Genomic DNA, 17,167 nt, shown 5'->3' with positions numbered 1-17,167 from the left:
CTTGGTCCAAGGCCATGAACTCGGCCCGCAAGCTGAAAAACATTCCTGTGGCGAGGGAGCTTGCTCCCGCTGGGCTGCGCAGCAGCCCTAAAGCCTATGCACGCGGTGAGTCAGATGTATCCGGATGTCAGGTTTCGGGGCTGCTGCGCAGCCCATCGGGGATAAATCCCCTCACCACAAGAAATCCCCTCACCACAAAAACATGTCCAGACCCTGGGGTTGGGGAGGGCTTTAGATGAGTGCGCTTCCCTACGCCTGGGCCAAGGCCCAGCGCATTCTGTTGTGCGACGGTGTGCTGACCGTTTGCCCATCGACGCCGGGCTGGTCGATCAGTGAGGTGCGGCGCCAGTTCGGTGAAACCTCGCTCAAGCGCGTGCGCGATGACGAGCTCGACGGCTTGCTCGCCACCGCCTATGCCGACACCGGCAGCGCCGCCGCTGTGGTCGGTGCGGCAGAGAACGAAGTGGATCTCGACCGGCTGATGCAGGACATGCCGGAAATCACCGACCTGCTCGACACTCAGGACGGCGCGCCGGTGATCCGCATGATCAACGCCTTGCTCACACAGGCTGCGCGCGACGAGGCCAGCGACATTCACATCGAACCGTTCGAAACCCATTCGGTGGTGCGCTACCGGGTCGACGGCACCCTGCGTGATGTGGTCTCGCCGCGCAAGGCGCTGCACGGGGCGCTGGTGTCGCGGATCAAGATCATGGCCCAGCTCGACATCGCCGAAAAACGCTTGCCGCAGGACGGCCGTATCGCGCTGCGTGTGGCTGGGCGGCCGATCGATATTCGCGTGTCAACCGTGCCCACCGGGCATGGCGAACGCGTTGTCATGCGCTTGCTCGACAAGCAGGCCGGGCGTCTGCATCTGGAAACCCTCGGCATGGATGCGCAGGTGCTGGCCAAACTCGATCATTTGATCCGCCAGCCCCACGGCATCGTGCTGGTCACCGGCCCCACCGGCAGCGGCAAGACCACCAGCCTGTACGCTGCGCTGGCGCGCCTGGATGCCAGCACCAGCAACATCCTCACCGTCGAAGACCCGGTGGAATACGATCTGCCGGGGATCAGCCAGATTCAGGTCAACGCCAAGATCGACATGACGTTTGCCCTGGCCTTGCGGGCGATTCTGCGCCAGGACCCGGACATCATCATGATCGGCGAGATCCGCGATCTGGAAACTGCACAAATCGCCGTGCAGGCGTCGCTCACCGGTCACCTGGTGCTGGCGACGCTGCACACCAACGACGCGGTGTCGGCGGTCAATCGCTTGATCGACATGGGCGTCGAACCGTTTCTGCTGGCCTCGTCGATGCTTGGTGTGCTGGCCCAGCGGCTGGTGCGACGCCTTTGCAAAGAGTGCAAACAGGAAGACCCAGCAGCGCCGGGGACGTGGCGGCCAGTGGGTTGCCCAGCGTGCAATCACACCGGCTACAGCGGCCGCACCGGCATCCACGAATTGTTCTGCATCGACGACGACATCCGCACCCTGATTCACCAAGGGGCAGGGGAGCAGGCCTTGCGTGCGGCGGCGTCAAAGGCCGGGATGTTCAGCCTGCGCGAGGACGGCGAGCGCTGGATTCGCAGCGGTGCCACCGCCCCTGAAGAAATTCTCCGTGTGACCCGGGACGCCTGATGAATCGCTATCGTTTTGAAGCCGCCGACGCCACTGGCAAGATCGAGTCCGGGCATCTGGAAGCCGACAGTCAGGGCGCTGCGTTTGGCGTGTTGCGCAGCCGTGGGTTGACCGCGTTGTCGGTGCACAAGGAGAGCAACGTCGCCCAGCATGGCGGCGGTGGTCTGTTCAGTGCGCGGATGTCGGATAACGACTTGGCCTGGGCCACCCGGCAATTGGCGAGTCTGCTCGGTGCGAGCCTGCCGCTCGAAGCAGCACTCAGCGCAACGGTGGAGCAGGCCGAGAAAAAGCACATCGCCCACACCCTCAGCGCGGTGCGTGCCGACGTGCGCAGCGGCATGCGTCTGGCCGAGTCATTGGCCGCACGGCCACGGGATTTTCCGGAGATCTACCGCGCGCTGATCGCCGCCGGGGAGGAGTCCGGTGATCTGGCGCAGGTGATGGAGCGCCTGGCCGACTACATCGAGGAACGCAACAACCTGCGCGGCAAGATTCTCACCGCGTTTATCTACCCCGGCGTGGTCGGGCTGGTGTCGATCGGCATCGTGATTTTCTTGCTCAGCTATGTGGTACCGCAGGTGGTCAGTGCGTTTTCCCAGGCGCGTCAGGACTTGCCGGGGCTGACGTTGGCGATGCTCACCGCCAGTGATTTCATCCGGGCGTGGGGCTGGTTATGTGCGGCGCTGATCGCGGGTGCTTTCTGGAGCTGGCGTCTGTACCTGCGCAATCCGGCGGCACGTTTGAATTGGCATCATCGGGTGCTGAAATTGCCGCTGATCGGACGTTTCGTCCTGGGCCTGAACACCGCGCGTTTCGCTTCGACCCTGGCGATTCTCGGCGGTGCCGGTGTGCCGTTATTGCGGGCGCTGGAGGCAGCGCGGCAGACGCTATCGAATGATCGCCTGAGTCTGAGTGTCAGCGACGCCACGGCCAAGGTTCGCGAAGGGGTGAATCTTGCGGCGGCGCTGCGGGTGGAGAACGTGTTTCCGCCGGTATTGATTCACCTGATCGCCAGCGGCGAGAAAACCGGCGCACTGCCGCCGATGCTCGAACGGGCGGCGCAGACTCTGTCCCGCGATATCGAACGGCGGGCAATGGGCATGACCGCGTTGCTGGAGCCGCTGATGATCGTGGTGATGGGCGGGGTGGTGCTGGTGATTGTGATGGCGGTGTTGTTGCCGATCATTGAGATCAATCAACTGGTCCAGTAGTGGTGTGCCTGAGGGTTTGAGGTTGTCTGGACTGGCCTCTTCGCGAGCAAGCCCGCTCCCACATTTGAAATGCGTTCCCCTGTGGGAGCGGGCTTGCTCGCGAAGAGGCCCATCAGGGCAATAAATTATTCAGACGTTTTACCAGGACTTCAGCATCACCCGACCCTCATTTCCCCCATCCTCGGGTTCTCCTTTCTGTCATCTGCAACCACCCCGCAACGGCTGCAGCCCGTTTCAGCAAAACCCCCAATCCAGACCCCTCGCGATCCCCCACAAACACCCGAGAAAACCGCCGGAAAATCGGCGCGCAGCTCCCGAGGTTTTTTCCTTTATCTGTCACCGGAAACTGCGAATTTCTCAGTGCGACTTAACCACGGACCCCGCTTGCGAAGGTCGGCGGTGAGTCTTCCCAGTGTCATGCAAGACCCCTGAAAACCTGTGTTCACAACCATCGTTGAAAAGGAGATTCTTCATGTTCAAGCGCACTCTGATCGCAGCTTCCCTGACCGTCGCCGCGCTGGCTTCCGCTCAAGCCATGGCCGTTACCGGTGGTGGCGCTACTCTGCCAGCCGCTCTGTACAAAGGTTCGGCCGACAGCATCCTGCCTGCCAACTTCAGCTACGCCGCCGTGGGTAGCGGTGCCGGCAAGACTGCCTTCCTGACCAACGTTGCCACTGGCTTCGGCACCACCGGTACTGTGCACTTCGCCGGTAGCGACTCGATCCTCAGCGCTGCGGAAATCAGCACCTACAACACCACCTACGGCGCTTCGTACGGCCCGCTGATTCAACTGCCGTCGGTGGCCACTTCGGTTGCCATCCCGTACAAAAAAGCCGGCCAGACCGCGCTGAACCTGACCAGCGCTCAACTGTGCGATGCCTTCTCCGGTGCCAAAACCACTTGGGGCCAACTGCTCGGCACGACCGACACCACGCCGATTCGCGTTGTCTACCGCAACGTTTCCAGCGGCACTTCGGAAATCCTCAGCCGTCACTTGAACTCGGTCTGCCCGACTCAGTTCGCCACCAACTCGACCTTCACCAACGCGCGTCTGCCAGCCGGTTCGGCACTGCCGTCGAACTGGGTCGGCGTCGCCAACACTTCTGATGTCGCCACTACCGTGAACGCGGTTGACGGCTCGATCGGTTATGTCGGTCCGGACGGTGTCGACGCCACCAGCAACGCTGTTGTTGCTCGCGTTAACGGCGTTCAGCCAACTTCGCTCAACGTCACTCTCGCACTGTCGTCGGTGTCCGCTCCTTCGACCCCGGCCCAGGCTGCAAACCCTGCCAACTGGTCGCCAGTGGTGGCTAACCCGGCTTCGGGCTACAAACTGGCTGCCTACACCAACTTCATCTTCGGTCAGTGCTACAAGGATGCAGCCGTGGCCGCGGACGTCAAAGCCTTCCTGACCCAGCACTACAGCAACCCGGGCAACAACACTGCGACCCAGGCCCACAAGTTCGTCGCCGTGCCTAATGCCTGGAAAACCGCTGTGACCGCCAACTTCATCACCAACACTTCGGGCAACAACCTGGACATCAACAACGCCAGCGTCTGCAACGCTATCGGTCGTCCTTTGTAAGCTCGCGCGGTCGTAACACCGATGACGGCAACCTTCGGGTTGCCGTCATTTTTTTTGGCTCGAATACACGCCGAACATGAAGTTTGTGTGACATCCGTTCGGTCGCGCCCTCCGCCAACGGCCTATGTCGTAACAGCAGGTTTTTGCGCGCCTGCGGCCATATGTGGCAATCAAAAAAGGATCTCGTAGTGATGCTCGCTCGCCCATCCCGTCGTCGTACCAACGCTCTGTCATCCAAACGTGAAGTCATGGATCCGACGCTGTGGCTGCTCAAGCCGTTGGCGCACGCGGTGGCGTTGTGTCTGGTGGCGGGCAGTGCGCAGGCGCAAACGGCGTTCAGTTCGAGCTGGTTTGCCGCCAAGGGTGCGGCGCAGCAGGCCGCGGCTGCGCGTCCGAGCGTGGGGGGCCTGCCGGGGATGACACCGCCATTGGCCCAGCAGCAGAAGGCTAATGCGCAGTTGCAGCGCTCGATTCAGACCTTGAATAACACGGTCGCGGCGATTGCTGCGCAACAAGCGGCGCAGGCGGCCGGACGCGCTGCTGCGTTGGGCACGGTGCAGTTCGTGCCGGACGGTCTGGGCGAGGGTGGCTTGAAAGTCGACAACAACCTGACCCAGGGCTGGCAGAACGCGAAGGGCCCGCAGCAGACCCAGGTCGATGGCAAAACCACAGTGACAATCGAGCAGACCGCCGACAAGGCGATTCTAAACTGGGAAACCTTCAACGTCGGTCGCAATACCACGGTCGATTTCGCCCAGCAGTCGAACTGGGCGGTGCTCAACCGCGTCAACGATCCGAATGCCCGGGCCAGCCAGATCCAGGGCCAGATCAAGGGCGACGGCACGGTGATGCTGATCAACCGTAACGGCATCGTGTTCAGCGGCAGCAGTCAGGTCAACGTGCGCAACCTGGTGGCCGCTGCCGCCAACATCACCGATATCCAGTTCCGTGATCGTGGGCTGTATTTCGACAGCACCGGCACCCAGCCGACTTTCACCGATGCCGCCGGCAAGGTGCTGGTGGAACGCGGTGCCTCCATCGACACCCACAAGCCGGCATCGTCCACCGCTGCCGGTGGTTATGCCTTGCTGCTCGGCAGCGACGTACAGAACGACGGCAGCATCAGCACCGCCAAGGGCCAGACCGTGCTCGCCGCCGGTGACCGTTTCTACATCCGCAAAGGCTCGGGCACTGAGGGCAATGCGCTGTCCACCACATTCGGCAACGAAGTCATACCGGGTTTCAAGGCCGGTGCCGTTGCGGGCAAAGTCACTAACAACGGACTGATCCAGTCGTCTACCGGCGACATCACTCTGACTGGTCACGAGGTCGTGCAGAACGGTGTGTTGCTCGCCAGCACGTCAGTGGCGACGCGGGGCACGATTCACCTCTCCAACCCGAGCACCGATGCTAACGGCAGCGTGACGCTGGGACAGGGCAGTGCCACGGCGATCATGCTCGACAGCAGCGACCTGACGGCCCTCGACAGCCAGCATCAGGCCGCGCTGACGGGCGTCACGGCCAATAACCGGATCCGTGGCGATCAGTCACGCGTCGAGATTCAGAGCGGCGGCAGTGTCGAGTTCCAGAACGGCTCGATCACCCTGGCCACCGGCGGCCAGGTCGCGGTCAGCGCACAACGCCGCAGCCTGGTGCGCGACGGCGCGATGATCGATGTATCCGGTGCCCTCGGCGTCAAAGTGGCGATGGAAAACAACAGCATCAAGATCAACGTGCAAGGCAATGAGCAGCGCGATGCCTCGGTCAACCGCGAGAAAGGCGCGCTCAACAGCAACGACATCTGGGTCGATGTGCGCGAGCTGGTGTATGTGCCGGCCGGCACCAACGGCTACGCCACGGATCGCTGGTACACGGCGGGCGGTTTGCTCGAAGTCGGGGGTTATCTCGGCACTCAGGGCCACAGCGTCGGCGAATGGATGGCTCAGGGCGGCACGGTGAGTTTTGCCGGTAACGACGTGGTCACGGAAAAAGGTTCGTTGATCAACCTGTCCGGCGGCACCCTGGATGTGCAGAGCGGCGAGATCCGCCAGAGCTGGCTGCGTGGCGCCGACGGCAAGTTGTATGAAGTGTCGCGTGCGCCGGGGGACCTGCTCTACACCGGCCTGTACAAAGGCTATGAAGACAGCAGCCAACGCTGGGGCCAGACCCGTTATTACTACAGCCCGCTGATTGCCCCGCGTTCACGTTTCGAGTCGGGTTACACCGTGGGCCGCGATGCCGGACAACTGGTGATCGCCACGGCCAACGCCGTACTCGACGGGCAAATGATCGGCGAGGTGTATCAGGGCGAACGGCAGAACCAGGCGCCGAAACCGGTGCTCGACGGCTATCAGCAGAGCCAGAGCGCGTTGGCCCGGCGTGCGCAGTTGATCGTCGGCAGTTACGACCCGACCTTCGTCGCGGCGTCGAATGGCCTGCTCTACACCCTCAATCCGACGCTGGATCAGGTGCAGATTGGTGGCGAGCGTCCGCTCGCCGGCAGTGATCTGAACCTGAGCGCCGCAGTGCCCGAGTCGCGCAAGGGCAAGTTGTATCTCGATAACAATCAACTCAACGGCGTCCGCCTGGGTGCCCTCAAGGTTGCAGCCAGGGATCAGGTGGTTGTTGACGGCGCGCTGACGGTCGATAACGGTGGTGACATCACCCTGTATTCCCCGGATGTGCAGATCGGCGCCGACCTGAGCGCGCGTGGCGGTAGCCTGCGTCTGGGCAACGTGCTCAATCAGTTTCTCAGTAGCGACACCGCTGACACTCGGCTCACGGCGAAGGTCGGCAAGGCGACGCAGGTCAACGTGGCCGACGGTGTGCAACTCGATACCCGTGGCGTGTGGAGCAACCTGCGCACCAACCCGGACGATGGTGCGAGTCTGGCGTACCTCAATGGCGGTTTGCTGTCGATCCGCAGCAGTGGCGACATCGATATGGGCGCAGGCAGTCTGCTCGATGTTTCCTCCGGCGGCGCTGTGCTGGCCAACGGCAAGACCCGGGGTGGCAAGGGCGGGGACCTGACGCTGGAATCCAGTGCAATTTCGGCGCCCGGTGAAACCTATCTGAACCTTGCGGGCGATCTGCGTGGCTACGGTGTCACTGGCGGCGGCACGCTGACGGTACAGGCCAACAGGATTCTCATCGGTCAGACCGACAAGGCGCTGGCCGACGATACACTGCAGCTGTCTGCCGATCTGTTGCGCAAGGGCTTTTCCGCCTACAACCTGATTGGCCTGAATGGGCTGGGCGTTGGTGAAGGTACGGCGATCGATGTGCACATGCCGGTGTACCGTTTCGCTGATGCCGCGCCGAATCAGGTCAGTGGTGTCGATCCGCAAACGGCGCTGGAGCTGTGGACGCCGACGCTGTTCCAGGAAAACCCGACCAAGGGCCTGCTGACTCAACGTGCCGGCGCCAGCCTGACCTTGCAGGGCGGGGCCAGCCTGATCGGTCTGATCGATGCCGCCAACAGCACGTTGACGCTGGGCCGCGGTTCGCGGATCAGCGTCGATCCGGGGCAGAGCATCAAGCTGCGCGGTGCCGGGCAGATCACCGTGCAAGGTGAACTGAATGCCTGGGGTGGTGCGATTGATATCCGGCAGCAGCAGTTTGGTTCGAACAAACCGGCGACCTCCATTGTCGTGGCCGATCCGAACGCGCATGACCGTTCCATCTGGATCGGTGAACAGGCGGTGCTGGATGTCGCCGGACGCGCCACTACGGCAGTCGATGCGCTGGGCCGCACTTACGGTCAGGTCGGCAAGGGTGGCAGCATCATCCTCGGCGGTGAAATCGATGCGAAACTGGCCACTGCCACGGCCGCCGATGCCTACGTGATTGTACGTCCGGGCGCGCGGCTGGATGCCTCGGGCACCGAGGCCGTTCTGGATATCGCCGGCCAGGGGCCGACCCGCGTTGCGACGGATGGCGGGCGGATCAGCCTGAGTTCCTACAACGGCCTGTTCCTTGAGGGCAACCTGCGTGCAGCGGCGGGCGGTGTCGGGGCTGCCGGCGGTCGTCTGGACATTGCGCTTGAGACACCGCTGTACGTTGACTCGGCAAGCAATGCCGTGCGGGCGCCGCGAGAGATGATCATTGGCCAGGCACCGACGGACAAACCGCTCGCGCAGGATCTGCGTCCGGGCGAGGGCGCCGCTGGCCTGCGTTACGGTCAGACGCGCTTGAGCGCAGACGGCCTGATGGCGGGCGGCTTCGATAACCTGAGCCTGTTGAGCAACGGTTTGCTGTCGTTTGACGGCGACGTCAATCTGCACATGAACCAGAGCCTGACGCTGTACGCCGGGGCGTTGTCGCTGGCCGACGCCTCCGCGAGTACGACCAGCGTCGATTTGAGCGCGCCGTACCTGCGCCTGTCCGGCGTGGGCACTTATCACGCCGGCTTCGGCCTGATACGGCCGCGATTGACCAATAATCCGACGACACAATTGTCGGACGCGACCTTCAACGCATCAGCCGACCTGCTGGATGTGGGCAATGGCCTGTCGTTCGGTACACAGGGTTCGATCCTGCAACTCGGCGCGCCGGCGCTCGCGTATGACCGACGGGCATTTGGTCTGGTGAACCTCGACAGTCGTGGCGATCTGCGTTTCCTCGCGCCCAACGACGGTGCCGAAAAAACCCGGCTGTGGACGCCGGGTGACTTGAACCTCGGTGCTGCACAAATCTATCCCGCCAGTGATGTCCAGGCTGAAGTGCGCGTTGGCTATCAGGGCGCCGTTGCGGTGTCCGACCATACGCTGCGGATCAGCAGCCACGGTGCGGCACCCGCTGAGGTGCCGTACTCGGTATTCGGCAATCTGAGTTTTTCCGCGGCGTACATCGAGCAGGGCGGGGTGGTGCGGGCCCCGTTGGGCAAGATTGTTCTGGGTGACGATTTGCAGACCACCAGTCATGAGATTCGACTGCTGTCGGGCAGCACCACGTCGGTCAGCGGCGCCGGTCTGGTCATGCCATACGGTGGCACTACGGACGGCATCGATTATCTCTACAACGGTAAATCGGTGGTGTTGAACGGCATCACGGGCGATAAAAACGGCGTGGCGATCGGTGGGCAATACATCGAGGTACAGAACGGTGCGCTGATCGATCTGTCCGGCGGTGGTGATCTTCGCGGCGCCGGTTTCATTTCCGGACGCGGCGGTTCTACCGACGCGCGCTTCAATCCGCTGGTGCGCAATGCCACCGATGGCACCTTCAGTCTGCCGGGGCTGGCGAGTAACCCGGTCTACGCCATCGTGCCGGGCAATCAGAGCCGTTACGCGCCGATCCTGGCCGAAGCCGGAGCGGTCGATCCGCGCATCGGCCAGCAGGTCACTATTGGCGCTGGCGTACCGGGGTTGGCAGCGGGGACTTACACGTTGCTGCCGTCCACTTTTGCCTTGTTGCCGGGCGCGTTCCGGGTCGAGGTCAATGGTCAGGCGACGCCGGCTGCGACGACGGCAGCGCTGCAGTTGCGCAACGGTTCGTGGACCAGTAGCGGGCAGATGTCGATTGCCAATACCGGACTGCGCGACAGTCTGGCCAGTCAGGTGATCCTGACGTCGGCTGACGTGTTGCGCCGTTACTCGCAGTACAACGAAACGTCGTTCACCCAGTTCATCCGCAGCGATGCCGCCCGGCGTGGCGTGCCCCGTGCGTTGGCGCCAATGGACGGCAAGGTGCTCGATCTGCGCCTGAGCACGGGTGGCAAGCAAGAGACTGCGTTGCAGTTCGATGGGCGAGCACTGTTTGATGCCGCCGAGGGTGGGCTGATCGGCACGGCGGCGCTACGCGGCGGTTACGCCGGCGCCGAGTTTGAGGTGCTCGGTACGGGGCGTGCGCCGACGCCGGGTTTCAGTGGCGTGTCGGTGTATGCCGACACGCTGAACAACCTCAATGCCGGACGTCTGACGCTCGGTGCGCTGCCGGAGGTGATTTACAACACGACCGGCAACATCATCAAGTTCGTGGGGACCTCCAGCAACATCACGCTGCGCGAAGGGGCCATCCTGTCAGCGCCGGAAGTCGTGCTGCGCACCACCTCGACCAACGGTGGCATCACGGTCGAAGCGGGCGCCGGGATCAACACCCTGGGGCGTGGCAATGTGGCCTTCGATTCAACGTCCGGCTACCTCTACCAGCCGCAAGCCTCGAGTCTGTTGGTGGTGTCCAACGGCTGGACCAACGTGCTGGCGCCGGAAGCGGCCAGCGGCATCAGCGGCGCGGGCAGCATCCGGATTGGCGCGTGTGTCACGTCATCTTGCAACGATCCGGCGCTGCTCTATTCGAACGGCAGCATCACGGCGGCGACGGACAATCAGTTTGAACTGGGTGAGGCGGTACGTTTCGGCACGCGCCAACTGGCGCTGACTGTGGGCTCGGTCAACGCCGGCAGCGCCGCCGCGCTGGCGGCGACCGGCAGTCGCGTGCCGGCCGGTCTTACCCTTAACCAGAATGTACTCGACCGACTGCTGCGCGGTGACACCCAATATGGCGCTCCAGCGCTGGAAACCCTGAGCCTGACCACTCGCGACGCCTTCAATTTCTACGGCAGCGTCAGCCTCGACACGATCGATCCGCAGACCGGCCAGAGCAAACTGCAGAATCTGCTGCTGGTCACTCCGGCGATCTACGGTCTGGGCGATGCCAACGATGTGGCGAGTATCCGTACTGCCAACCTGATCTGGAACGGCGCCACCCAAAGCCCGGGCGCTGTCATCACGGGTGGTGCGGGCACCGGCAGTGGCACGCTGGACATTCAGGCCCAGCGGATCGAGCTGGGTTACGGCCCGATGCCTCAGGCCAGCGGTCTGGATCAGAACAATCGTCTGGCGCTGGGTTTTGCCAACGTCAACCTCAGCGCCAGCGAGCGCATCACCGCCAATCACAAGGGCAGCCTGGCGGTGTATCAGGAGCAGGGCGCGTACGATCCGCTCAAGGGTTACAGCTACAGTGGCGGCAATCTGAACCTGCGCACGCCGTTGCTCACCGGTGAGGCGGCATCGGTCAGCCTGCTCAAGGCCGGTAATAGCCTCACGCTCAGCGGCGCCGGGGCTGCCGGGGTGGCCAATGCTTTGGGTGCGGAGTTGAATCTTGAAGCCCGCGATGTCGTGCTCGATAGCCGTATCGCCTTGGCCAGCGGCAAGCTGACCGTCAAGTCCGAGGGCGATTTGACGCTGGGCACTAGTGCCGTGCTGGACATGGCCGGGCGGACCTTGCCGTTCAACGATGTCAGCAAATACAGCTGGGGCGGCGACGTATCGCTGTACAGCGCCAACGGCAATATCCGTCAGGCCGCGGGCTCGCGGATCGATCTGTCGGCGAAGAATAATCAGGCCGGTAGTCTCAGCGTCGTAGCCTTAGCCGATGCGGCCGGGATGGTCGATCTGCAAGGCGAGATTGTCGGCGGCAGCAGCGGTTACTTTGACGCCGGGGGCACGTTGGTGCCGTACAAGGCCGGTGGCGTGGACATTCGCGCGCAGCGCCTGGGAGGTGACGCCACCGAGCAGTTCGCCGCGCTCAACCAGCGCTTGAATGCAGGTCAGGTGTTCGGCAGCCGCAGCTTGCAGCTCAAGCAAGGCAACCTGGTGATCGGTGATGGCCTTAAGGCGAGCGAGGTCAATGTCTCGGTGGACAATGGCAGCCTGACGGCGACCGGTCTGATCGATGCCAGTGGCGAGCGTGTCGGCAGCATTCGTCTGTCGGCGAAAAATGGCCTGACGCTGGCTGGCAATAGCGTGCTTGATGCCCATGGTCGCGTGCTGCGGGTCGACAGCTACGGCGAGATCATCGATGCGCCGAACCGTGCCACGGTTGAACTGAGTTCCGGCGATGGTTTGCTCACGCTGGACAACGGCGCGCGGATCGATTTGCGCCACGGCACTGATGCCGTGCCCGGTTTCCTTGCCGGGCAACACGATGGAATGCTGCGCGGTACGCTGGAGCTGAACGCGCCGCGTCTGGGCAGCAATGACATCGCCATCGACGCCAGTGGTGTGTTGACCATTCAGGGCGCTCGCTCCATCGGCCTCAACGGTATGCGCCGCTACACCGATGCCCGCGATGGTGTCGATCCGGCGGTCAGTGGCCGGCCGTATCAGGTGATTGATCAGGCCATGCTCGAGCGCATTCATGGCGACAGCAACGACTTTATCAACGCCGCACTGGGCAATAACGATCTGCTGCAACGCAAACTCGCCGGGTTGAACAACGCCAAGTATGCCGATGCGTTCCATTTGCGGCCCGGTGTGGAGATCGCCAGCAAGACTGCCGACGGTGATCTGGTGGTGGAGGGCGATCTGGATTTGTCCGGTTACCGCTACGCCAGTCTCAATCCGCACACGCAGCTGAACCCCTCCGTATATGGTTCCGGGGAAGCGGGCAGCCTGGTGATTCGTGCCGGTGGCAACCTCGATATTTACGGCAGCATCAATGACGGCTTCGCGCCGCCACCGGAAACTCAGGATGACGCCGGGTGGAAACTGATTGCCGGTGTGCAGCCGTTCGGTGGCGATCTGATTGTGCCGGGCAGCGGCGTTTCGCTGGCCGAAGGCACGCAGTTCCCGATAGGCGTCACGCTCAATTACGACGTGACCATTCAGGGCGCGGTGTTGGCCAGCGGCACGTTGCTGCCGACTCAGGCAGTGTTGGCTGAGGCGTATACCTTCAGCGCCGGCACCGTGCTGGCGGGGGCGATCCACGACAGCAACGGTCATCTGCTCTACGCCGCCGGTACGCTGCTCAGCGACAGCGTGACATTGCCTGCCGACACACGCCTGGGTGCCGGCATCCGTTTGAACAAGGCCACCGCCCTGCAAGCGATGAACTGGCCCAAGGGTGTGCCGTTGCCCAGCGTTTACGATGCAGACCTGACTACGTTCGCCGGGGTGAAATTAAAGGGCGAACTGGCCTTGCTGCGCGGTTCGCTGATTCCGTCGATGACCGATGTGAAGCTCGCCGAAGGCACTTCGCTGATCGAGTTGCGGCCGTTCAACGGCACACAACAGGGCAAGAACTGGGCGCTGGCCAGCATGCTGCCGTCGGGCAGTGCCTCATGGTCGATGCGCGTGGTCGCCGGTGCAGATCTTGCTGCGGCCGACAGCCGTGCCGTGAAGCCTGTCACCACCGATGGCAATCTGCGGCTGGCGGACACTCATTACGGTGTCACGCTTACCCAGGCAACGGGGATACTCGTGTGGGCACCAGACAATCCGTATGACCTTCCGGGATATTACCCTGTGCCCGATGACCAATTGGAGATCTGTGCGCAGGTGGAAGGGCTCTGTGTGCCGATGGCACGTTGGGTCTGGGCGCCGGGCAATGGTCTGGGACCTGACTACGAACCCGTTCCCGAGGAGTATCAGATCCTTTGTGAAATCTATCCGGAGTTCTGCATCGGCAATAATCCCGGCACAACCGCCAAGGCCCACAGTCAGATGTTCAGTGTGCTGCGCACCGGTACAGGCGATCTCGATCTCATGGCTGCCGGCAACCTGAGCATGGATTCACCGTTCGGCGTTTATACCGCCGGCACTCAATCAGCGAACGTCGATCCGTTGTACAACCAGAAACGTGGGCATCTGTCGGACAGCAATTCGGTGTTGGGCAGCGCCGGTGCCGCTTATGAAAAATGGGTCGACGGCGGTAGCGACAGCCTTTATCAGGCCTGGTATCCGCAGATGGGCGGCAACCTGACAATCAATGCCGGTGGCTCGGTCTCCGGTGATTCCGTCGGCACGAAAGCACAATCGGTGAATGGCGGTTTCCGCGAACAGATCGCCAGTGCGTCAGTGGGCAACTGGCTGTGGCGCCAAGGCACGGGCAACCCGGATGTACCCGCAGCGTGGTGGATCAACTTTGGCAGTTATGCTACTCGGTTGATGACGCCTGACAGTAATACCGAACCTTACCTGGTCGGCTTCACCGGATTCGGCACCCTGGGCGGCGGCAACATCAGCCTGCGTGCCGGTGGCGATGCCGGGATGCTCAAACCGTTGGGCGATGCGGTCAATTATCCGCGCAGCCAAGGGCTGATCGTTGCCGTGGGCAGCACCGGGCGTGTCGCCGACGATGGCAGCATGCAGATGACCGGCGGTGGCGATATGGACATTCACCTCGGCGGCGCACTCAATCCATCGCTGCAAGCGCGGGCCGGGGATAACGGGACTCAGCCGCCGAGGCACGACCTGCAAGGCGCACTGATCAACTTGCGCGGTGCGGCGCAATTGACCGGAGGGGCACTGGGCGGCATCAATCTGCAATACGGTGCCAACTCGCAGTTGCATGATGTCCGTGAAACCCGACCGCTGGATCCTTTCACCTCGACGACGAGCAACGCCTCCGGTGGCCTGGTGCTGATTCCCGGCGATTCCGGCATGAGCCTCGGTACCCGTGGAGACCTGGTGTTGGGCGGTGCGGCAGATCCCGGACGTGTGCGTCTGCTCAATGCCACGCCACTGCTTGATGACAACGGCAATATCCGCACTGGCGGCATCCTGAGCGGCTTTTCGCTGTGGACGGATCACACCGCCATCAATCTTTTTTCCGCTGGAGGCAATCTCACGCCGAGTACTCAATTGGCCGAGGCAGACGCCAATCTCACCCCTGTGAGCGGCGCCAATTCGTCGCCCACCGATGGACGTTTTGTGTACCCGTCGATTTTTCGGGCTGTGGCTGCGCAGGGGTCGATTTATGCCGGGCCATCGGCGGCTTACAGCGAGCGGGACTTGTCACGGACAACCGCTTATTCACTGTTACTGGCCCCTTCGACATCCGGACAACTCGAACTGTTGGCCGGTGACTCGATCTACGCCGGCGGCTATGCGATCAATCAGTCGGGTGCCAGTCCGCTAGCCATCGCTACGCCATTCAGGCCGTCATTCCTGGCCTTTGCCAGCAATAACCCCAACACGCCACTCAAGAGCAACTACGGCAGTGACGGCGTGAAACCGGACGGTAATTCGCGTTACCCATTGTTCGCTTTTGGGCCCGACAGCTATTCCGGTTTGAATGATGTGCAAGGGCCGGCACGGTTCTATGCCTTGAGCGGCGATCTGGTGGGGATCCGCAGTGGCGAGACGTTGAGTTTCGATACCTCCAAACGCACTTGGTACGAAGCAGCAGGCCCTGTCTGGATGATTGCCGGACGTGACATCGTGGCATCCGGAACCAACCTGGGCCAACCGACAGCCGTGCAGCCCGATGAGATGGGCGTGGGTCGGGAAGGCATCACCTCGACCGGCAACCTGTTCGTTCATAACGACCCGCGAGATATATCCCGGGTGTCGGCGGGCCGCGACATTCTCTACAGCAGCTTCGACATCGCCGGCCCCGGCACGCTGGACATTAATGCCGGGCGCAACATCCTGATGGAAAACCGCGCCAGCATTACCAGCCTCGGCGCGATAGTGGCCGGGTATTCGCGGCCTGGCGCCAGCGTGGTATTGCAGGCGGGCGTGGGCGCGCAGGGGCCGGATTACACAAGGTTCATCGCCCGTTACCTGAACCCGCAAAACCTTGCTGATCCGAATGCCTCTCTCAACGGCCAGCCGGGCAAAGTGGTCAAGACCTACCTCGACGAGTTGCAGAGCTGGCTGACCCTCGGTTACGGCTTCAGCGGCAACGCAGAGCAGGCACAGGCGTTCTATGCCGCGCTACCAAGTGCCGAGCAGGCGATCTTCGCTCGCCAGGTGTACTTCGCCGAACTGCGCGCCGGCGGCCTGGAATACAACGACGCTGACGGCCCACGCAAAGGCAGTTATCTGCGCGGTCGCAACGCCATCGCCGCACTGTTCCCGAGCACCGATGTGGCGGGCAATCCGCTCCGCTACGACGGCGACATCACGCTGTACGGTGGTGCCGGGGTCAAGACCCTGTTCGGCGGCGACATTCAGATGCTCACGCCGGGCGGCGGTCAGGTGTTCGGCATCGAAGGCGCGGCGCCACCGTCGACGGCGGGGATAATCACTCAGGGTTCGGGCAACATTCAGCTGTATTCGCAGGGCAGTATTTTGCTCGGCCAGAGCCGGATCATGACCACCTTCGGCGGCTCGATCCTGGGCTGGTCGGCAGAGGGCGACATCAACGCCGGTCGCGGCTCGAAAACCACGGTGGTCTACACCCCACCGAAACGCGTGTACGACACTTGGGGCAACGTGACCCTGTCGCCATCGGTGCCGAGCACCGGCGCGGGTATCGCCACACTCAATCCGATCGCCGAAGTGGCACCCGGCGACATCGACCTGATCGCACCGCTGGGCACCATCGATGCAGGGGAGGCGGGGATTCGTGTTTCGGGCAACGTCAACATCGCCGCGCTGACCGTGGTCAACGCCGCCAACATCGCGGTGCAGGGCAAGACCAGTGGCGTACCGGTGGTGGCCGCGGTGAACACCGGGGCGATTACCTCGGCCAGCTCCGCCGCCTCTTCGGCCACGCAAGCGGCGGAAGATGTGGCGCGTCAGCAGCAGGCGGCCGCGCGGCAGAATCAGGCGTCGGTGTTTACCGTGCAGGTGTTGAGCTTCGGCAACGAACAGCTGGCGCCGACCCGGGATGGCGCCAACCGTGCCCCGGCTACCGGATACAACCCGAACAGCCCGGTGCAGGTGCTAGGGGCAGGGGCGCTGGATGAACAGGCGAAACAGCAGTTGACCGAGGAGGAGCGGGGCCAGCTGACGTTGTAAAAGACTCTCGTGTAGTACTTTGGGCGGCCGGTGGGTCGCC

At 62.9% G+C, this 17,167-nt stretch carries 4 protein-coding genes; all 4 read left to right on the top strand.

Annotated elements, in window-relative coordinates; genetic code table 11:
* The first annotated feature begins 235 nt into the window (after positions 1-235).
* Positions 236-1,642 carry a type II secretion system ATPase GspE gene (gene gspE / locus M0814_RS01170; protein WP_103486397.1) on the top strand — a complete coding sequence of 469 codons (1,407 nt, stop codon included), beginning with the start codon at positions 236-238 and terminating at the stop codon, positions 1,640-1,642.
* Positions 1,642-2,853, top strand: coding sequence for a type II secretion system inner membrane protein GspF (gene gspF / locus M0814_RS01165; protein WP_103486396.1), 1,212 nt, complete (start codon positions 1,642-1,644; stop codon positions 2,851-2,853). Before gspE ends, gspF begins: the two co-directional genes overlap by 1 nt.
* Positions 2,854-3,325: 472 nt before the next feature.
* The gene (locus M0814_RS01160; protein WP_103486395.1) at positions 3,326-4,438 is read left to right on the top strand and encodes a substrate-binding domain-containing protein; all 1,113 of its coding nucleotides are present in this window, start codon (positions 3,326-3,328) and stop codon (positions 4,436-4,438) included.
* 191 nt (positions 4,439-4,629) lie between these two features.
* Positions 4,630-17,127, top strand: coding sequence for a filamentous hemagglutinin family protein (locus M0814_RS01155; protein WP_103486394.1), 12,498 nt, complete (start codon positions 4,630-4,632; stop codon positions 17,125-17,127).
* Positions 17,128-17,167 lie beyond the last annotated feature (40 nt).

Source organism: Pseudomonas sp. MWU12-2020 (assembly GCF_023100605.1).
Lineage (GTDB): Bacteria > Pseudomonadota > Gammaproteobacteria > Pseudomonadales > Pseudomonadaceae > Aquipseudomonas > Aquipseudomonas fluorescens_H.
Note: the sequence above shows the minus strand (reverse complement) of the source record. Positions and strands in the feature narration are given on the sequence as shown.

Coding starts and splice junctions, on each gene's coding strand:
- gspE (WP_103486397.1), top strand. CDS start 236: ATGAGTGCGCTTCCCTACGCCTGGGCCAAGGCCCAGCGCATTCTGTTG.
- gspF (WP_103486396.1), top strand. CDS start 1,642: ATGAATCGCTATCGTTTTGAAGCCGCCGACGCCACTGGCAAGATCGAG.
- M0814_RS01160 (WP_103486395.1), top strand. CDS start 3,326: ATGTTCAAGCGCACTCTGATCGCAGCTTCCCTGACCGTCGCCGCGCTG.
- M0814_RS01155 (WP_103486394.1), top strand. CDS start 4,630: ATGCTCGCTCGCCCATCCCGTCGTCGTACCAACGCTCTGTCATCCAAA.